Source organism: Actinoplanes sp. CA-131856 (assembly GCF_050956135.1).
In the GTDB taxonomy this organism is placed as follows: domain Bacteria; phylum Actinomycetota; class Actinomycetes; order Mycobacteriales; family Micromonosporaceae; genus Actinoplanes.
The window spans coordinates 4,913,461-4,932,334 of the sequence record NZ_CP191849.1; the positions used below are offsets into that span (position 1 = coordinate 4,913,461).

General features: G+C 69.5%; 14 protein-coding genes. 8 read left to right on the plus strand and 6 right to left on the minus strand.

Annotated features, from left to right (window positions below):
• Nucleotides 1-85: 85 nt before the first annotated feature.
• From ACQP2X_RS22730 to ACQP2X_RS22755, 6 genes are all read left to right on the plus strand, one after another.
• A complete protein-coding gene (locus ACQP2X_RS22730; protein ID WP_498700042.1) occupies nt 86-2,872 on the plus strand; it encodes an NACHT domain-containing protein in 2,787 nt (928 codons plus the stop codon).
• Nucleotides 2,873-2,939: 67 nt separating this feature from the next.
• Nucleotides 2,940-3,866 carry a MurR/RpiR family transcriptional regulator gene (locus ACQP2X_RS22735; RefSeq protein ID WP_498700043.1) on the plus strand — a complete coding sequence of 309 codons (927 nt, stop codon included), beginning with the start codon at nt 2,940-2,942 and terminating at the stop codon, nt 3,864-3,866.
• Nucleotides 3,863-4,615, plus strand: a complete 753-nt coding sequence (locus tag ACQP2X_RS22740; protein WP_498700045.1) for a sugar isomerase domain-containing protein — start codon at nt 3,863-3,865, stop codon at nt 4,613-4,615. The genes ACQP2X_RS22735 and ACQP2X_RS22740 overlap by 4 nt, the downstream gene beginning before the upstream one ends.
• 80 nt (nt 4,616-4,695) lie before the next feature.
• Nucleotides 4,696-5,865 carry a glycosyl hydrolase gene (locus ACQP2X_RS22745; RefSeq protein WP_498700047.1) on the plus strand — a complete coding sequence of 390 codons (1,170 nt, stop codon included), beginning with the start codon at nt 4,696-4,698 and terminating at the stop codon, nt 5,863-5,865.
• A gap of 59 nt (nt 5,866-5,924) precedes the next feature.
• Nucleotides 5,925-6,446 carry a hypothetical protein gene (locus ACQP2X_RS22750; RefSeq protein ID WP_498700048.1) on the plus strand — a complete coding sequence of 174 codons (522 nt, stop codon included), beginning with the start codon at nt 5,925-5,927 and terminating at the stop codon, nt 6,444-6,446.
• 47 nt (nt 6,447-6,493) lie between these two features.
• Nucleotides 6,494-7,546 carry a lysylphosphatidylglycerol synthase transmembrane domain-containing protein gene (locus ACQP2X_RS22755; RefSeq protein WP_498700049.1) on the plus strand — a complete coding sequence of 351 codons (1,053 nt, stop codon included), beginning with the start codon at nt 6,494-6,496 and terminating at the stop codon, nt 7,544-7,546.
• Between the two features lie 297 nt (nt 7,547-7,843).
• On the opposite strand, the gene ACQP2X_RS22760 is transcribed toward ACQP2X_RS22755, so the two are convergent.
• Together ACQP2X_RS22760 and ACQP2X_RS22765 are read right to left on the minus strand one after the other, a co-directional pair.
• Entirely contained in the window at nt 7,844-8,509 is a 666-nt protein-coding gene (locus ACQP2X_RS22760) for an Rv1352/Rv1906c domain-containing protein (protein ID WP_498700051.1), read from the minus strand.
• Between the two features lie 169 nt (nt 8,510-8,678).
• Nucleotides 8,679-9,431: a tetratricopeptide repeat protein gene (locus tag ACQP2X_RS22765; protein ID WP_498700053.1), complete on the minus strand. Its 753-nt coding sequence runs from the start codon at nt 9,429-9,431 to the stop codon at nt 8,679-8,681.
• A gap of 152 nt (nt 9,432-9,583) precedes the next feature.
• On the opposite strand from ACQP2X_RS22765, the gene ACQP2X_RS22770 reads away from it, so the two are divergent.
• Nucleotides 9,584-11,455, plus strand: a complete 1,872-nt coding sequence (locus ACQP2X_RS22770) for a hypothetical protein (protein ID WP_498700055.1) — start codon at nt 9,584-9,586, stop codon at nt 11,453-11,455.
• A gap of 56 nt (nt 11,456-11,511) precedes the next feature.
• Nucleotides 11,512-14,436, plus strand: coding sequence for a hypothetical protein (locus tag ACQP2X_RS22775; RefSeq protein ID WP_498700057.1), 2,925 nt, complete (start codon nt 11,512-11,514; stop codon nt 14,434-14,436).
• Here ACQP2X_RS22775 and ACQP2X_RS22780 read toward each other — a convergent pair.
• The 4 genes from ACQP2X_RS22780 to ACQP2X_RS22795 all read right to left on the minus strand — a co-directional run bounded on the left by ACQP2X_RS22780 (nt 14,417) and on the right by ACQP2X_RS22795 (nt 18,686).
• On the minus strand, nt 14,417-15,268 hold the full coding sequence (locus ACQP2X_RS22780) for a hypothetical protein (RefSeq protein ID WP_498700058.1): 852 nt from the start codon (nt 15,266-15,268) through the stop codon (nt 14,417-14,419). The genes ACQP2X_RS22775 and ACQP2X_RS22780 overlap by 20 nt on opposite strands.
• 67 nt (nt 15,269-15,335) lie before the next feature.
• Nucleotides 15,336-16,247, minus strand: coding sequence for a carbohydrate ABC transporter permease (locus ACQP2X_RS22785; RefSeq protein WP_498700059.1), 912 nt, complete (start codon nt 16,245-16,247; stop codon nt 15,336-15,338).
• On the minus strand, nt 16,244-17,185 hold the full coding sequence (locus ACQP2X_RS22790; protein ID WP_498701004.1) for a carbohydrate ABC transporter permease: 942 nt from the start codon (nt 17,183-17,185) through the stop codon (nt 16,244-16,246). The genes ACQP2X_RS22785 and ACQP2X_RS22790 overlap by 4 nt, the downstream gene beginning before the upstream one ends.
• A 130-nt stretch (nt 17,186-17,315) precedes the next feature.
• Nucleotides 17,316-18,686, minus strand: a complete 1,371-nt coding sequence (locus ACQP2X_RS22795) for an ABC transporter substrate-binding protein (protein ID WP_498700060.1) — start codon at nt 18,684-18,686, stop codon at nt 17,316-17,318.
• Nucleotides 18,687-18,874 lie beyond the last annotated feature (188 nt).

The following is an 18,874-nucleotide window of genomic DNA, read 5'->3' on the forward strand; positions in this document are numbered from 1 at the left end:
CCCTGGAGAGCCTGCGCCACGACTGTCGGTCAGGGGTGGACGGCGTCGTGGCGCAGGTACAGGACGGCTACGCCATCATGGAGCGATGCCCTCTCGTCTGACCTATGCCGACGCTGTCGCGATTCTCGGTGGGCCGGTGCCGTTCGGGGAGGACGCCGGGCCGCTTGACGTTCGGGCCGCTGTGGTCCGGCATGGTGGGCTGGTGGCGGGTGGGATTGCTGAGTCCGTACGCGGTCTCGGGCGCCACGACCGCAGCGTTCGCCTTCAAGCCGCCCATGTCGTGCTGGTCGTGGCCGCGTTCTTCGAGGAGCTGGGCGCGGCGGGGGCCGTTGAGGGTGCCGAGCGACTTCTGCCGGCTCCTGTGCCGCTTCCGGGGCCGGATCAGCCGTACGACAGCGAACTTCGATCCTGGTTCACGCCTCTGGATCGTGCCGTGCCCGATCTCGGCCGGCGCGCGCTGGCTCGCTTTGACGCTGTGCAGCGGCGGCTCGCGGTGGAGATCCCCGAGTTCGCGCTCTGGGGCACCCGGCCGGGCCCGCCGGCCACCGCCCGCGGCCTCCAGCGGCTGGAAGATCTGCTGCTGCTCGCCACCTCGGGACGGGACCCGGGGCGGCATCGGGACGCACTGGCCCGGGCCTACCGGGCCGATCTCGAGCGGCCCGTGCTCGGCGGTGACGCCGGCGACGTTCTTCTGCCGGCGCTCGGCGCCGCCTATCTCGATCCGCGCTACCGGGTGCGGGCCGCCGGGCCGGGCGGCCGCCCGGCCGACGAGCAATGGTGGAGCGAGGCCGAGGTTCGGGACGACTTCGCCGATTTTCTCGCCGCCCACCTCACCACCACCCAGGCCACCGAGGCGCCACTTCTTCTTCTCGGGCAGCCGGGCGCCGGCAAGTCGTCGCTGACGCGGATCCTCGCCGCCCGGCTGCCGGCCGGGGACTTCTTCGCCTGCCGGGTGCCGCTGCGCGAGGTGCCGGCCGAGGCCGACGTGCGCGACCAGGTCGAGCTGGCGCTGCGCCGCGAGATCGGCGAGACCGTGTCGTGGGCCGAGCTGTCGCGGGACGCCGCCGAGGCGCTGCCGGTCATCCTTCTCGACGGCTTCGACGAACTCCTTCAGGCCACGGGGCTGCACCAGTCCGACTATCTTCAGCAGGTCGCCCAGTTCCAGCAGCGGGAGGCCGTGCTCGGGCGGCCGGTCGCGGTTCTCGTCACCACCCGGGTCGCCGTCGCCGACCGGGCCCGCCTGCCGGCCGGTGCGCTCGCCGTGCGGCTCGAACCGTTCGACGACGAGCAGGTCGGGCGCTGGCTGACCGTCTGGAACCGGACCAACGCCCGGCTCACGCCGCTCACCGCCGACGTCGTGCTCCGGTTCCGCGCGCTCGCCGAGCAGCCTCTCCTGCTGCTCATGCTGGCCCTCTACGACGCCACCGACCACGCGCTCCAGGACGGCGCCGCCACCCTCGACGACGGGCAGCTCTACGAGCGGCTCTTGACGAGTTTCGCGGAACGGGAGGTGCGCCGCCTGCACGCCGGGCAACCCGACGCCGCCATGCCCGGCCTCGTCCAGCAGGAGCTTCTGCGCTTGTCGGTGGTCGCCTTCGCGATGTTCCACCGGCTGCGGCTCTGGGTCACCGAGCGCGAGCTCGACGACGACCTCGCCGGCCTCGGCCTCAGCCCCTCGCGGCCCGGCCGCACCGAGGGTTTCCGCAGCCCTCTCACCGCCGGTCAGGAGATGGTCGGCCGGTTCTTCTTCATCCAGCGGGCTCAGGCCGTGCAGGACAGTCAAACGCTTCAGACGTACGAGTTCTTGCACGCGACCTTCGGCGAGTACCTGGTGGCGAGGCTGGTCGTGCAGGCCGTGCGCGACACCGAGGCGCGCGAGTCGGCCAGCACCCTGCCGATGCGCTTGGGTGCCCAGAACGACGACGACCTGCTGCGCGCGCTGCTCGGATTCACGCCGATCACGGCCCGGGCCACCGTGCTGCCGTTCATCGCCGGCCTGCTGGCACGCACCGACCGTGACCGGCTCCGCGCATGGCTGGCCGGCCGCACAGCCGAGGCGGTGACCCGGCCCCAGTACACGGAGAGCCGCTACCGCCCGATCGGCAAACGCGTCGACCATTGGATGGCCACCTACTCGTACAACCTGATGATCCTGACCCTGGCCTGCGGCGGCGAACTGCGCGCGTCGGACCTGTTCAGCCGCACTCCCGATCCTGCCGCGTGGCTGCGCAACTCGGCCCTGCAATGGCAGGCGGCCGTCCCCGGCACCATGTGGATGGACGCCATGGAGGTCCTCAGAGTCACCCGGGACTGGCGCGACGGCCGCCGTGACATGGTCCTCGAGCTGGCCCTGGACTGGACAAGAGACCTCCCGGAACCACCGAACGTCTATTGGATCAACGGCCGGGAGCACGCACGGGGCGAACTGCCTTTCCCGGCGAGCGTCGAACTGCCGGCCGCGCTTCGTTCCATGCAGTTGACCAACCATCTCAGTGACGACCTGCTCCTCCACGCGCTGGAGCCGCTGATCCGGCGGATCCCGTCGGCGCTGACCCAGTTTTCCGCGTCGGTCGAGGGACGCCACTCCTCGGTGGCGCACACCCTGATCCGCATGTGGCTGGCGGTCGCGCCGGGCGAGCTCGACGAGGCCTACAGAGACGCGGCCTACGCCGTGCTGGACCTACCTGCTGCGAGTAGGCAGGTGGTCGAGTTGGTGCTGGATTCATTGAGTGTCAACGCGCACCGCCTGCCCGAAGAGCGCCTCCGTCTCATCGTTCGTCAACTGATCATCGCTGTGACCCATCTCGGGGTCGACATGGCCGATGTTGTCCTCCGGCTCGAATCCCATCTCCCTCCGCCGATCGAAACATAGAAGACAGTTATTGACTAGACGGCTCCACGGTCGTAATTTTCATCGGCAGACGGCAACGATGAAAAGGATGACCGACGTGAGCGGTGAGAGCGGTGGCCTGCTGGGGCGCCTGCGGACCGAGGGGCAGCAACTGCCCGAGGCCCTGGCGCGGATCGCCGAGACGATCCTGGCCGATCCCGAGACGGCGGCCCACGCCAGCATCGTCGACCTGGCCGAGCGGTCCGGCACCTCGACCGCGACCGTGACCCGGTTCAGCCGCACGCTGGGCTTCAAGGGCTACGCCAACCTGCGGGTCGCCATCGCCACCGAGACCGGGCGCGCCGAGCAGGCCCGCTGGGAGACCGACATCTCGGGCGACATCGCGCCCGGCGACCCGCTCACCGACGTGCTCGGCGTGGTCACCGCGGCCGACACCCGCGCCATCCAGAGCACCGCGGCCGGCCTCGACGTGGCCGCCGTCGAGCGGGTCGCGCAGACCATCGCGGGCGCCCAGCGGGTGGAGATCTTCGGGCTCGGCAGCAGCGGCACGGCGGCCCGCGAGATGGCGTTCCGGCTCGAGCGCATCCGCGTGCCCGTCTGGCACCGCACCGACTCGCACACCGCGCTGACCAACGCCGCCCTACTGCTGCCGGGCGACGTGGCCATCGGGCTCTCGCACTCCGGCCGTACGCGGGAGGTCATCGAGACCCTGGCCGAGGCGGCCGACCACGGGGCGCTCACCGTCGCCGTCACCAGTTTCGGGCGGTCGCCGCTGGCCGAGGTGGCCGACGTCGTTTTCACCACCGCGGTGCAGGAGACCACGTTCCGCCTGGCCGCGCTCTCCGCGCTGCATTCGCAACTGCTCGTGCTCGACCTCATCTACGTCGCCGTCGCCCAGCGCACGTACGAGCGTACGGCCGAAGCCCTCGAAGTGACGGTCCGCGCGGTGGACGCCCATCGCCTGCCCGAGAAGAACCCCACCCGCAAGCGCGGGCGTGCGAAAGGACAGCCGTGAGCCTGACCAGCAGCGATTACCTCGAGAAGATCCAGGCCGCGATCGCGCGGGTCGGCACCGGCCAGGTGGAGCGGGTCCGACTGGCGGCGGAGATCCTGGCCGATTCCGTACGGGCCGGTGGTGTGATCCAGGCTTTCGGGTGCGGCCACTCCGAGGCGCTGGCCATGGAGCTCGCCGGGCGGGCCGGCGGCCTTGTCCCCAGCAACCGGATCGCGCTGCGCGACGTCGTCCTGTACGGCGGCGAGCCGCTCTCCGTCCTGCAGGACCCCACTGTCGAGCGGCGCACCGACATCGCCCACCGGCTGTACGAGCTCGCCCCGGTCAAACCGGACGACGCGTTCGTCATCGCCTCCAACTCCGGCATCAACGGCGCCGTGGTCGAGATGGCGCTGCTGGTCAAGGAGCGCGGCCACCGGCTGATCGCGATCACCTCGGCCGAGCACTCGGCCGGCGTCGGCTCCCGCCACCCCAGCGGGCGCAAGCTGGGCGAGATCGCCGACGTGGTCCTCGACAACGGCGCCCCCAAGGGTGACGCCGTCCTTCCGCTCCCCGGCGGGGGCGCGGTGGGCGCCGTCTCGTCGATCACCGCGGCCCTGCTGGCCCAGCAGATCGTCACCGAGGTGGTGGCCCGCCTGCTCGCCGCGGGCGTGACACCGCCGGTCTACCTGTCGGACAACGTGCCCGGCGGTAAGGAGCACAACGCGGCGGTGGAAGCCCGGTATGCCGGGCGCATCCGCCGTACGGCATAAGCCCGGTATTTCCGCCTGGAGATACCGCGTACGAACGGCACGGTTACGTGATCCCCCCGTTTATCAGGAGGTCCATCTCCATGCTCAAGAAAAGATTGGCGGCAATTCTGACCGGGGTCCTGGCCGGAGCGGGCGCTGTCGCCCTCTCCTCCGGACCCGCCGAGGCCGCGGACTGCGGCTACCTCTTCGACGACTTCCACTACAGCACGTCGGCCGACCCGGCGCTGACCGCCAACGGCTGGACCCCGCGCAGCTACCAAGGAGGCCCGGGCGTGCCCGGCGCCAACTGGTCACCCAACAACATCACGTTCCCGACGTCCGGCGGCCAGAAGGTGCTCCAGCTGACCGCCTCGACCGACGGCACCGGGGCCGGCACCAACCACGCCGAGCTCTACTCCACGCAGAAGCGCTACCTCGACGGCACCTACGCCACCCGCATCCGGTTCACCGACACGCCGGTCAGCGGCAACGACGGCGACCACATCAACCAGACGTTCTTCACGATCAGCCCGCTCAACGGCGACATGGACCCGACCTACAGCGAGCTGGACATCTCCGAATATCTGCCGAACGGCGGCTGGGGCGAGACCGGCCCGATCAACTACCAGACGAGCTGGTACACCTATCGGAACGAGCCGTGGTTCGCCGACAACGTGCATTCTGAGCAGCGCTCGAGCCTGGACGGCTGGCACGAGCTGGTGGCGCAGGTCGCCAACGGGCACATCGTCTACTTCATCGACGGCGTGCAGGTGGGTGACCACTCCGGCAAGTACTACCCGCGCCAGACGATGACCATCAACTGGAACCTGTGGTTCATCGACACGGCGACGCACACGGGCGGCCTGAGTACGTACATCGAGCAGGTCGACTGGGTCCTGTTCGCCAAGAACCAGGTGCTCTCGCCGTCGCAGGCCACCTCGCGGGCCTCGGGTTACCGCACCGCCGGCAACACGTTCGTCGACACGGTCGCCGGAACGGGCACGTGCTCCAACCCGCCTCCCACGACAACTCCTCCGACGACTCCGCCCACCACCACGCCGCCGCCCGCGACCAACTGCGCTGATTCCCCGGCCTGGGCGGTCGGCTCCGTCTACACCAGCGGCAACCTGGTGAAGCACGAGCGCAGCCGCTACGGCGACCCCAGCGGCCCGAAGTCCGGCGACGGCGTCCACCTGTGGCGCGCCAAGTACTGGACCCAGGGCTCCGAGCCCGGCTGGACCGACCAGTGGCAGGACCTCGGCCGCTGCTGAAGGCGCTGACTGGGAGCGGGGCGGCACCGCCCCGCTCCCATGATCTACAGTTTCCGCCCGTGGGCGCATCCGGCTGGAGTTACTACACCGACTACCGACCCGACCTGAACGCGGCTTTCGAGGCCCTTCAGCGCTCGGTCTTCGACGAGGGCGACTACTGGTGGGCCGTCCCCGGCGAAATGGGCAAGTCCGCCGCCGACTATCCGAACCGCCCGCGGACCATGGACGAACTGTGGGACGACGAGGCGGTCCAGGAGTCGGGCACCCACTCGATCCTCGACATGGACCGGGTCCTGAACGACGGCGAGGAGCCACGGTACGGCTACCTTCCGTACGCCGACGATCCCACCATCCCGTTCCACGAGGCCGTCCAGCGCTACGGCGAACCCGAGTACGGCGTGATCGTCCCGGTCACCCCGGCCGAGGCCCGGGCCGTCGCCGGCGTCGAGAAACTGACCCGGGCCCACGTCAAGGCGATCGACGACCTGGCCGAGCATCGGTGGATCGGCCGGGTCGCCGTCCTGCACGGCGACGACGGCCTGCCCGGTGAGCTCTACTTCTTCGGCTTCTCCGGCGACTAGATCACAGCAGGTAGCCGCGGGTTGATCGCGTTTGCCAGGATCGGCCCGTGTCTCCTACCCGGTCTGAGCTGCGGCCCGACCCCGCGGCCCCGGCCGCCGGTGTCAGCAGGCGCTGGTGGCCGCGCCTGCGCCTGCCGCTGATCCTCGTCGCCGCGCTCGCCCTGGCCGCCTACGGCCTGCGCGGCCGGTTCCCCGATCCCCGCGATTTCCTGGGCGCCCTGACCGGCGCCGACTACTGGTGGGTCACGCTGGCGGTGGCCCTGCAGGCCGTCTCGCTGGGCGCCTTCGCCTGGCAACAACGTCAACTGCTGAGAGCCTTCCGCGTACGCATCCGCGCCCGTTTCGCTCTTGCGGTCACCCTGGCCCGCACCGCCATCTCCATTTCGATGCCCGCCGGCGCCGCCGTCTCGGCCGGTTACGCGGGCCGCCAGTACGTCCGCACGGGCGCGACAAAGGAGATAGCGGCCGCCTCGATGATCGTCTCAGGCCTGACCTCGATCGGCGGCCTGGCCCTGCTCTACGTGGTTCTGGGCGCGGCCCTGCTGACCACCGACCCCGACCTGCTGGCCACCCCGCAGCCCTTGATCGTCGTGGCCGCCCTGATCGCCCTGACCGCCACCGCCGTCGTGGTCGGCCGCCGCGCGATGCACCGCCCGCCACGCCCCGACTCCGGCCGCCGGCGCTCCGACAACAAGATCCTGGTCTACGCCCGCAAGCTGCTCACCGCCGCCGCCGAGGCCTGGCGAGCCGGCGCCGCCTTGCGCGCCCGCGAATGGATAACAGGAGTCCTCTACTACACCGTCAACTGGCTGACCGACCTCCTGTGCCTGGCCGCGACATGCCGGGCGGTAGGCCTCCCGGTAGGCGTCATGACCTTGGCCGGCATCTACTTGGGCGTCCAGATCGTCCGCCAGGTCCCGCTGACCCCCGGCGGCGTCGGCGTGATCGACACAGCCCTGGTAGCCGGCCTCACGGCCGCCGGCGCCACCGCCGCCACAGCCGCCGCCGCAGTCGTCATCTACCGCCTGATCTCGTGCTGGCTCCTGATCCCGGCGGGCGGGATCGCCGCCCTGTACCTGCGCCGCGACGTCGCCACCTGAGCATGGATCAGGCAGCGTGGATCGGTCTCTACTTCCGTGATCCGCCTCCCGGCTGGAACCTCGCACCGGCGCCGTGGCGCAGTCGCTTGGTACATGGTGAGGAACTGGCCGCCCCCGACGCGTACGCCCTTCTCGAACACGCCGACGGCCATGTCCAGCCCTACCGAACCGTGGATGGAGAGATCACGCCACGGGACCAGTGGTTCGAACACGTCATCACGTCGGCCCGGAGGCTTCCGCTCAAGCCTTAGAGACGTACGGGAATCCGGGTCACAACGACGGCGCCCACTTCCCAGATCAGTCTGCTCTCTCCCATCTTTTGTCGTCGTCGGTGCATCCGCGTGAGGTGAAGCCCTCGCCGGAGCGGACGGTGAGCTTCACTCCGGACGGGGCGTTGGTGATGAAGTTGTGGTCGATGATCTCGCCGCTGCCGGTGGATCGTTCCCAGTAGCAGTCGGCCAGTGGGCCCTCGAGACGGTAGGTGCCGGGCAGGACCATTCCCGCCTCGCGGCCCACGGTGTAGCGGCCGTCGGCGAAACGCTCTGCCGGGTGGGTCAGGTTGTGTTCGTCCTCGGCGGCGTTGGCGTTCCGCTTCTTCTGCAGGGCGGCGCCGTCGCGGACCGATGGCTGCAGGTCCTTCCACGCCTCGGCCATCTCCGGGCAGAAGTGCTCGAGTGAGAGCTGCACCAGTGCGGTGTCGTCCATCGCCAGCCGGTCGACGTACTCCGCGTCGTCCCGGACGCTGTGGTCGGCGTACACGTGCACGCCGGCGGCCTCCTGGGTGTCGTAGGCGTCGGCGCGGGCCATGACCGCGGCGGCGCCGCCCTCCAGCTGGTCCTCGTAGGGCCAGGTCAACGGTTCGCGACCGTTGACGGCCAGCGTCACGCAGATGTACACCGGCAGCTCTTCGAGGGTGGCGGCGTCGTAGAAGTCGGCCAGTCGCGCCTCGTATCTGCTCACCATCGCCGAGGGCATCGCCGCGACTACGGCGGTCGGCCACAATGCTGGGGTAGACGGTGACGCGGCCGGTGATGTCTTCACGCCGGCGGAGATCGGTGCCGGGGGCTTCGGGGCGTCGCCGCAGCCGGCCAGGGCCGCTAGCGCGACCCATGTCAGGAGTCTTCTTGGCATGTCAGGCGCGGCGCCGCAAGGTTTTGCCGGGGGCGCCGCCCAGGCGGAGGAGGGCGCCCCGGCGGGTGGCGGCGGTGGCCAGCGTCTGGGGGTGGGCGGGGCCCAGCGCCCGGATCATGCGGGTGACGGTGTCCTCCAGGAGGGCTCGGGCCGGGAGCAGGGCGCCGCCGGCCAGGAGGGCGCGGGCCAGTTCGTGGGCCACGGTCAGCGTGTCGGGGTGGTCGGGGCCCAGGTCGGTGCGCCACGCCGCGTGCAGTTCGGCCGCGATGGTGCGGGCCGGGCGCGGCTTGCCCCGGTGCAGCAACGAGGCCACCAGGCGATGGGCGGCCGTCCGCAGGGCCGGGTCGGTGCTGTGGGCGGCGTCGGCGGCTATCAGGTGCGGGGCCAGCGCCGCCCAGCGTGGCCACGTGTCCGGGTTCTCCACCTCGGCCGGTGCGGCGGCGGCGATCAGCGTGCCCGCGTAGGCGCGGCAGACGCGGACGGCCTCGGGGCCCAGGTCGTCCCGGACCGCGTCCCGCACCGGGTCGGGGATGGTGAGGCCGCCCGGGTCGGAGGCGGCCAGGCCGTGCGTGGTCAGGGTTTCGACCACCGCCGGCAACGACGACGGGGCCACGGCGCCCAACGGGTGGGGGAGTGCGGGCAGGCCGGGGGTCAGGACGTCCACCGGAAGGGGTGCCGGGTGCAGGACGGCGCACACGCACAGGAGCTGGGCGGCGGCGGGGTCGTCGTCGCCGAGCTGGTCGATGGCCTCCATGCGAACCGTTATAGCGGCCGGTACAAGCCACCAGAACGGCGCTGCGGGGCGGCGACCTGCGGAAAGCCCGGAGCGGTGATCCGAGGGGAGAAGAAAAGACCACCGAAAGAGTGACGCTTGCCATCGATCTTCGTTGATGGTCTGGTGGCGGGATGAGACGAAGAAGCGTGTTCATCGTTGTGCTGACCGCTGTGCTCGTCGGTGCCTCGGCGACCCCGGCGGGGGCGGCGTCGCCGTCGTACAAATATCAGTTCCTCAGTCCCGGCGGGCAGCCCCGCCTGACCGAGAAGGTGCCGGTCAACGTGGTTTTCGTCGGCTACGAGACCGGCCGGGCGGCGTTCACCAAGGAGCTCGCCCGCACGTACGAGCCCGTGGTGCGGTCGCGGCTTCCGTACGGCGTCACCGAGAAACTCGGCATCACCTACACGTACGACTACAAGCTGCGGTACGCCGATAAATCGTACGAGAACAGGTTCTTCTCGCAGTTGACCAAAATGGCGAAACCCGCGCCGCTGACCGAATTTCAGACGGCCTACAACGCTCAGCCGAAGCGGACCACGACGATCACGAAGAACCACGCGATCGACGCGCCCAGCGTGGAGAAGTGGCTCGCGCTGAACCCGCCGTCGGGTGTGGACACCCGGCGCAACACGATCTTCTTCGTCAACTGGTACGGGCGGCCCGACTTCAAGTTCCACGTCTACACCAAGACCGGCGAGCCCGATCCGGACACCGGCTACGACTTCGGGGCCAACCGCGACAGCCGCAAGATGATCGCCTGGGGCGGCACGACCGCCGACGACGAGGAGACCGGGCTCGGGCGGACCCGGCGGGTCTGGTTCCACGACTTGTCGGCGGGACCGGAGTCGTGGACGGGCAACTACGACATCACCAACGCCGACGTGGACGGGGACGGCGCCGCCGACTACCGGATGCCGCCGGTCTGGGAGTACGCGGCGGGCGGCTACCGCGCGCCGAGCGCCCTCCCCAGCGACCTCGGCAAGATCACGCGCTATGTGGCGCTGAACCTGCTCATGACCAACTCGCCGCTCTACCCGGTCGAGCTGCCCACGGCCGAGCCGCCGAAGACGATCAACATCGACAGCAACACGTACGAGGGATGGCCCGGCGTGGACGCCTCCACGCGCTACCAGACCCCGGGGTTGCTCCTTCGGGAGCTCGGTGAGCTGCGGTGGCGGAACAAATTCAGTTTCGACAGTCAGGACCTTCCGTACGACGCCAAGGCCGAGGCCTGCTACGTCGGCCTGCTCGAGGACGAGAGTTGTTATCCGGAGACCGGTTATCCCGCGTTTGCCAACCTCTACCTCTACAACCGGGAGAACCTCGCCCGTACGCAGGACGACCAGGGCCGGGTCGACTATGAGCTCCCGGTCTTCAACTACGCGGTGGGTGCCGGCGTGGGTTCGCCCGCGCTGGGCTTCGCCGACGACGACTACGTGACGGGCGACCAGACGTACGTCTTCAACTTCATCTCGCCGGAGATCGTGGAGTCCGGGTACGGCCTGACCACCACCCAGATCCACGAGGTGGGCCATCACCTGGGCATGTCACATCCGCACGACGGCTACGACAGCGAGACCGGCGTGGCCTACGGGCCCGAGGGCGGCTTCTTCTACGTCTGGGCCGGCGACGAGAACAACTCGATCATGAGCTACATCGACGTGAACTGGGACTTCAGCCAGTTCGACCGCGACAACAGCGACCGCTTCCTGACCGCCGCCTACTGGGAGGCGGCCAACCGCCTCGCGGCGACAGTCCCGGCCGGCACCCGCCTGCACGCGGCGGACGCCCTGCTCGGCGTGGCCAAGGCCGCCTTCGCCAAGCACGACTACCGGGTCGCGTACGCGCTGAGCGAGGCCGCCTACGACAAGGTGGCCGCGGTGGCGGACAAGACCGCGGTGTCCACGTTGAAGGCCGGCACCCCGAGCCTGAGCACCGACGTGCACGGCCCGCACGAGTTCGTCGACACGCTGGCGCCGGACGGTCCGCGCGGCCAGTCGTAGACGGGACGATCGGCCGTCGTCGCGCTCCGGCGGCGGCCGATCGTTACTGTGCAGGCATGACCGAGCTGCCGGGATTCGTACGGCGGGCGTTCCTGCCCAGCCCGGAAGGGCGTGCCGTGGCCGCGCTGGCGTGGTCGTGCGACGGCCGGTGGCTCGCGACGGCCGGTCTCGGTGGCGACGTGTGGGAGGTCGACGGCTTCGAGGCGCGGCACGCCTTCACCTTCAGCGGCCCGCGCGAGGATCACTTCCAGGTGACCTGGTCGCCGGTCGACCCCCGCCAGTTCGTCTACGTCGAGAGACACCGGGTCGTCGGTGTGCGGGTCGACCAGAACGGCTGGCGTGCCCTGCGGGAGTGGAGCTTCACCTACAAATCCGACCGCAGCCTGCGCCCGGTGGTCTCCTTCTCGCCGGACGGGACCCGCATCGTGGTGGCGACCGGCGAGGACCACGCTGAGATCTTCTCCGCCGCGGACGGAACGAGGATCGGCAACATGCCGTCCGGCCGTTACGCCCTGGGCGCGCTCTGGTCACCGTCGGGCTCGGAGGTGCTCTTCCTGCACGAGAACGGCGTGTCCTCCAAAGAGACCGGGCGAACCTACGGCGACCATCCGCTCCGATGGGCCGCCTGGTCACCGGACGGCCGCCTCTGTGCCGTCGGCAGCGAGGATCCCGTGATCCTGATCATCGGACGGAATCTCGCCACCGTCTCCCTCGAAGGGCACACCGCCGGGCTGCTCAGCGTCGAGTTCTCGGCCGACGGGCGGTTGCTCTGTTCCATCGGCCTGGACGGCACGCTGCGGCTGTGGCGCACCGACACCTGGCAGCCCGTGGGCCGGCTCGACCTCGGCGAGACGCACGAGTTCGTCGGCGGCCTCGCCGCCGCTCCCGGCCGGCCCGTCTTCGCCCGCCGGAGCATCAACCCCACCGGCGTCGAGCTGTACGAGGCCGACTACGCGCGCCTCTTCGCGACCGAGAGCCCCGACGAGCGGACGCGCACTTATGCCAACGCCAAGGTCGTCCTGCTCGGTGACACGGGTGTCGGCAAGTCCGGTCTGGGGCTGGTGCTGGCCGGCGAGCCGTACGCGCCGACCGACTCCACCCACGCGCGCAAGGTGCGCACCTTCGACACCTGCGAGGTCGAACGGCCCGACGGCAGTGTCGAGCGGCGGGAGATCCTGCTGTGGGACATGGCCGGGCAGCCCGCCTACCGGCTCGTGCACCAGTTGCACCTGGCCGAGGTGGCGGCCGCCCTGATCGTGTTCGACTCGCGCAGCGAGATCGACCCGTTCGCCGGCGTGCACTACTGGGCGCGGGCCATGCGCCTGCGGGCGGACGTGCCGCTGATCCTGGTCGCCGCCCGCACCGACATCGGCGGCCGGCCGGTCGGCCGGGTGCGCGTGGACGGCGTCCGCGAAGGGCTGGGGCTGGCCGGCTACTTCGAGACCAGCGCCCGCGAGAGCAAAGGCATCGCCGAGCTGGGCCAGGCCATCCGCGAGGTGATCGACTGGTCGGCCCTGCCGCGCTCGGTCTCCAGCGATCTGTTCGAGTCGATCAAGGCGTACGTGCTGCGGGAGGCCGCCACGCGGCAGATGGCGACCACCGCCGACCTGTTCCGGGCCTTCCGGCCGCAGGCGGCCGGCATCGGCGAGGAGGAGCTGCGGGCGAGCTTCGAGACCTGTGTACGGGTCCTGGAGCTCCGAGATCTCGTACGGCGCCTGTCGTTCGGGGATTTCGTGCTGTTGCGGCCGGAGTTGCTCGACTCGTACGCGGCGGCCCTGGTCATCGCGGCCCGGGACCAGCCGGACGGGCTGGGCAACATCGCCGAGGACGACGCGCTGGCCGGGCGCTTCCCGCTGCCGGCCGAGGACCGGCTGCCCGCCGCCGAGGAGCGGCTGCTGCTGATCGCGGTGGTCGAGGAGCTGTTGCGCCACGACCTGGTGCTGCGCGAGCCGACCGCGGACGGCATCGACCTGGTTTTCCCGTCGCAGCTGACGGTGGACCGGCCGGACTCGCCCGAGCAGGAGGCGGCCGACATCGTCTTCCGGTTCGACGGGGCTGTGCAAAGCGTTTATGCCACGCTTGCCGTACGCCTCGGCCACGTCCCCGAATATCAGCGGCAGGGCATGTGGCGCGACGCCAGCGACTACCGGGCGCGGGTCGGTGGAGTCTGCGGGCTGCGGATCCGGCAGTTCCAGGAGGGACAGGGCGAGCTCACCGTCTACTTCAGCGGCGGCGCCAGCGAACAGACCAGGTTCCTCTTCGAGGAGTACGTCCGCCAGCACCTTCAGGCCAGGGCGGTTCCGGGTTCGGTCGAGCGGGACCGCGTGTTCACCTGCCCCGGTTGCGCCTACCGGGTGCCCGTCGACCTCGTACGGCGAAGGCAGGCGCGAGGCGACCGCGACATGGCCTGCCCCGACTGCGAGGATGTCCGCATCTCCCTGCTCGACCGCGAGGATCGCCTGCCCCGGGCCGACGTCCGCCAGATGAACGCCAGCGCCGACCTGACCCGCGACCGCTCCGCCGCGACCGCCTCGGTCCTCGGCAAGGAGTACACCCGGCACTACGACGTCTACCTGTCCTACGACCGCAGCAACCGCGACATCGTCGACAGTCTCACCGCCGAACTGCGTCAGGCGGGCCTGCTGGCGTGCACCCACCTGTACACGTCCGGCTTCCTGGACACCTGGGAACCGGGGTTGCGGCAACGCCTCGCCCGGTCCCGCGCGGCAGCCCTGTTCGTCGGCGGCAAGACCAGCCGGCAGAGACAGAAGCTGGAGCTCGAGGCGGCGTTCAGCGAGCAGGCGAGGCGCCCGGATTTCCGGGTCGTCCTGGTCGGCCTACCCGGCGCCGGGACCGTCGACGTGCCGCCCTTCGAGCGCGTGGAACGCGTCGCGCTGACCGACGGCTTCGACCGCCTTCGCCAGGCCATCACCGGCGAGCGGCCGCGGGACGAGTTCCCGCTCAGGCCTCAAGCGGGATGACCGGGCGGATCAGCATCTCGTCGAGGCCGTACGTGTTGTCGCGGACCGCGGCGCCATGGTGCGGATCCCGGTAGGACGTGGCCAGGGTGAGCCAGGAGACGAACGCTCCGGCGCCGCCGCAGACCATGCTGCCGCCGTCGCCTCCGCAGACCACGCCGGGGTCGGCCGTGCGCTCGTCACGGTACGGGTCCTGGCCGATCTGGAGGCCGAACGGATGCGGCTCGTACTGGACGGTCCGCACCGCGTACGGGTCGTCGTCGAGGGGGCACGTGTCGCCCCACCGCCACAGGGTCGTCGCGCCGGCCCCGCACGCGTGCTCCCATTCCTCCGGCGTCGGCAACCGCTGGCCGATCTCCGCCAGCCGGGCGACCTCGACGTCGTACGACGGCTTGTCCTTGAGCCACGCCCGCCGGACCGTCCCGTCGGGGTTGAACTCGATCGTGGCTTTGCCGTGGACGGTGAGGGTTTGCGGCGCGGGCTGCCCGGTCCGGCGGCGCCGGCTCTCGTCCTGCTCGACCAGGGCGGCGATCGCCGGATGGCCGGCCGGTACGGCGTACTGACCGGCGTCCCTCGCCTCGACCGCGACCAGCATCGGGGCCAGCGTGACCGTGCGCGGCGGCGAGGTCATCCGGTCGACGAAGGCGCGGATGTCCTCGGTCAGGCCCCACTCGGCGGCGCTGGCCGCGTAGTCCTCGGCCTGCTCGGGGGTGGGGGAGAAGCGGTTCGCGTCGTAGCCGACCGTCACGGTGCCGCCCGGGACGTACGCGAAACGCCGCCCGTCGACGTCGAACACGGTGCCCGCCGGCGCGGCGATCCAAGACGGGTCGATCATGGCGAAGAGCATAGAAGAGGCCGCGTCCCCGTGGGGAGCGCGGCCTCTTCGTGGTGCGGAGCGGGTTTCAGCCCTTGACGCTGCCGGCCAGCAGACCTCGTACGAAGTAGCGCTGGAGCAGCAGGAACACGACCACCGGAACGACGATCGAGACGAAGGCGCCGGCGGAGAGGAGCTGCCAGGCCGTGCCCCGGGTGCCGCTCAGGTTGGCGAGCTGCAAGGTGATCGGTGCGACCTCGTCGCCGCCGCCGGCGAAGACGAGGGCGACCAGCAGGTCGTTCCAGACCCAGAGGAACTGGAAGATGCCGAACGCGGCCAGGGCCGGGGTCAGCAGCGGCAGCATCACCTTGAAGAAGATGGACACGTGCCCGGCCCCGTCGATGCGGGCCGCCTCGATCAGGCCGCTCGGGATCTCGCGCATGAAGTTGCTCAGCAGGTAGATCGCCAGCGGCAGCGCGAAGGCCGAGTGGGAGATCCACAGCGTCCAGAACGTGCCGGTCAGGTCGATCTTCACGAAGATCTCGAGCAGCGGGATCAGGGTGACCTGCAACGGGACGATCTGCAGGGCGAAGACCACGATGAACAGGAAGTTGCGGCCCGGGAAGTGGATCCAGGTGAAGGCGTACGCCGCCAGGGTGGCCAGCGCCATCGGGATCAGCACGGCCGGGATGCAGATCATCAGCGAATTGACGAAGTACGCCGCCAGGTTGACGCCGCCCTCCTCGCCGAAGACCGCCTTGTAGTTCTCCATCGTGACCGTCGGGTCACTGAAGAACGTCCACCAGCCCGTCGTCTTGATCGCCCGCTCCGGGCGGAACGACGAGACGAGCAGGCCGAAGGTCGGGATCGTCCACAGCACGGCCAGCACGATCGCCGCGATCGACGCCCACGGCGAGCTGAGCTTCCTTTTCGCGATGCCGGCCGCCGTCTCCTTCTTGGGCGTCAGCGGGGGCGTCGTCGTCACAGGAGTCGCGGTCATGATGCCTCCGAACGACGGAGCGTGCGAATGTTGTAGGCGACGATCGGGATGACCAGGATGAACAGCAGCACCGCGAGCGCGGCGCCGAGGCCCTGGTTGTCGGCCCGGAACGTCTGGCTGTAGAACTCGTTGGCCACGACGCTCGTCTTGAACTGACCGCCGGTCATCGTCCGCACGATGTCGAAGACCTTCAGCGTGGCGATGCCGATGGTGGTCAGCACCACGACCACTGTCGGCTGCACGCTCGGCAGCGTGATGTTGCGGAACATCGTCCACGCGTTCACACCGTCGAGGCGGGCCGCCTCGATGATGTCGTCCGGGATCGCCTTGATCGCGGCCGACAGGATCGTCATCGCGAAACCGGCCTGGATCCAGATCATCACGACGATGAGCAGGAACGTGTTCAGCGGTGACTCGATGAGCAACTGGACCGGCTTACCGCCCAGCCACACGATGATCTGGTTGATCAGGCCGATCTGCTTCACGTTGCCCTGATCGGGGCGGTACTCGTACATGAACTTCCAGATGACGCTGGCCGCGACGAACGAGATCGACATCGGCAGGAAGATCAGCGCCTTGGCGAACGACTCGAAGCGCGACCGGTCGACCAGGATCGCGTAGACGAGCCCGATCGCCGTGGCCAGGAACGGCACGACGACGACCCAGATCACCGTGTTCCGCAGGACCGTGAGCTGGTCGTTGTCGGAGAAGATGGTGGTGTAGTTGTCGAGGCCGATGAAGGTCTTGCCGGCCGCGTCGAAGAACGACTGGTAGATCGTGCGAAGCCCGGGATAGACGAGGCCGAACGCGAGCAGGAAGACGGTCGGCAGCAGGTAGAGCCACGCGACGACCTTGTCGCCGCGCTTGCCGCCGAACCTGGCGGCGATGAAGAGGATGACACCGAGGATCGCGGCGAAGAGCAGCAGCGCCGCGAGCATCTGCAAGATTTTCTCGGGGGTGGTGGAGGCGGTGTTGAACACGCGACCCGGACCTCCTTGTGCGCTGGACGATGAGAAGAGGGGTGGGGCCGGTCGGAAATCTCCGACCGGCCCCGATGACGCTATGTGATTACTTGGGCCACGACTTTTCGATGTTGTCCAGCGTGGTCTTCGTGTCCTGGCCGGTGATCCAGTTGGTCGCCTGCTTCCAGAACGAGTCCGAGCCCACGGCCGCCGGCATCTGGTCGGAGCCGTCGAAGCGGAAGGTCGCCTTCGGGTCGAGCAGGATGGTGCCGGCCAGCTTGTCGATCGGGTTGGTCAGGTTGTTCGGGTCGAGGCCCTTGTTGGCCGTGACCCAGCCCGACGAGAGCTTGGCCTTGGTGTTGGCCCACACGTCCGAGGAGAGGTAGGTCTGGAAGGCCTTGACCTCGGGACGGTCGGCGAACGCGACGACGAACTCACCGGCGCCGAGGACCGGCTTGGTGTCGGCGTCCTTGCCCGGCAGGTAGAAGGCGAACACGTCGCCGTCCTCCGCCACCTTGGTGCTCTTGTCGAAGTTGGCCGCGTAGAAGCTGGCCTGGCGGTGCAGCGAGCAGGTGCCCTGGGTGATCGGCAGGCCCGCGTCCTGGAACGTGGTGGTCGCGATGCTCTTGACGTCGCCGAGACCGCCGTTGACGTACTTGTCGTTCTTCAGGTAGCCGCCGACCGCGTCGAGAGCCGCGGTGGCCTCGGGGCCGTTGAACGGGATGGTGTGGTTGACCCACTTGTCGTACGCGTCCGGACCGGCGGTCCGGAGCATGAAGTCTTCCATCCAGTCGGTGATCGGCCAGCCGGTGGCGTCACCACTGCTGATGCCGGCGCACCACGGCTTCTTGCCGTCCGTGACCATCTTGTCGGTCAGCGTCTGGAGCTCGGCCAGCGTGGTCGGCACCGTGTAGCCGGAGTCCTTGAACTCGGCCGGCGAGTACCAGACCAGCGACTTCACGCTCGCGCCGAGCGGGGCGCCGTAGAACTTGCCGTCGATCGTGGTGTAGGCCTTCCAGGCCTTGTCCCAGAACTTGTCGACGTTGGCCGCGGTCTCGGCCGGGGCCTCCTTGGCCTTGCCGGTCGCGACCAGCTGCTTGACCAGACCGGGCTGGGGCACGATCGCGAGGTCCGGCGGGTTGCCGGCCTTGGCGCGCACGAGGATCTGCGTCTCGAAGGACTTGTCACCCTCGTACTTGATGGTGGCGCCGGTGCAGTTCTCGAAGGGCTTGTAGGACTCCTTGTGCGGGGTGTCCTCGGGGGTCACGATGCCCGTGTAGATCGTGACCGTCTTGCCCTTGATGTCGCCGAACTTGGTGTATGGCGCACAGTCGATGGCCGACGCCGACGCGTCAGTGCTGCCCTCGCTGTCAGAATCGTCTCCGCCGCACGCGGCGAGGCTGAAGACCAGCCCGGCGCTCAGCGCGCTGGCGAGCGCAGCCCGGCGAAAACGCGGGCTCGTAGGTTGACCGAACATACCGCTCCCTATGTCAAATCGCGCCTCCGGCGTCCAAAGACGCCGCCGTCCGAAGCGCTACTTGGACAACAGTCAAGAGGTAACCGGCACGTTGCGCAATGATTTCCGCTTGATCGACTCGATAACGATACGGCCGCGATGCACGGGGCAGCTTAACCGGTTAAGGAAGAACCGCAGGTCATGGCCCA

Excerpts from the sequence above, each read along its gene's own strand:
- ACQP2X_RS22795 (WP_498700060.1), bottom strand. The coding sequence starts at position 18,686 with ATGTTCGGTCAACCTACGAGCCCGCGTTTTCGCCGGGCTGCGCTCGCC.
- ACQP2X_RS22780 (WP_498700058.1), bottom strand. The coding sequence starts at position 15,268 with ATGATCGACCCGTCTTGGATCGCCGCGCCGGCGGGCACCGTGTTCGAC.
- ACQP2X_RS22760 (WP_498700051.1), bottom strand. The coding sequence starts at position 8,509 with ATGGTGAGCAGATACGAGGCGCGACTGGCCGACTTCTACGACGCCGCC.
- ACQP2X_RS22735 (WP_498700043.1), top strand. The coding sequence starts at position 2,940 with ATGACCGACGTGAGCGGTGAGAGCGGTGGCCTGCTGGGGCGCCTGCGG.
- ACQP2X_RS22785 (WP_498700059.1), bottom strand. The coding sequence starts at position 16,247 with ATGACCGCGACTCCTGTGACGACGACGCCCCCGCTGACGCCCAAGAAG.
- ACQP2X_RS22730 (WP_498700042.1), top strand. The coding sequence starts at position 86 with ATGCCCTCTCGTCTGACCTATGCCGACGCTGTCGCGATTCTCGGTGGG.
- ACQP2X_RS22745 (WP_498700047.1), top strand. The coding sequence starts at position 4,696 with ATGCTCAAGAAAAGATTGGCGGCAATTCTGACCGGGGTCCTGGCCGGA.
- ACQP2X_RS22790 (WP_498701004.1), bottom strand. The coding sequence starts at position 17,185 with ATGCTCGCGGCGCTGCTGCTCTTCGCCGCGATCCTCGGTGTCATCCTC.
- ACQP2X_RS22775 (WP_498700057.1), top strand. The coding sequence starts at position 11,512 with ATGACCGAGCTGCCGGGATTCGTACGGCGGGCGTTCCTGCCCAGCCCG.
- ACQP2X_RS22765 (WP_498700053.1), bottom strand. The coding sequence starts at position 9,431 with ATGGAGGCCATCGACCAGCTCGGCGACGACGACCCCGCCGCCGCCCAG.
- ACQP2X_RS22770 (WP_498700055.1), top strand. The coding sequence starts at position 9,584 with ATGAGACGAAGAAGCGTGTTCATCGTTGTGCTGACCGCTGTGCTCGTC.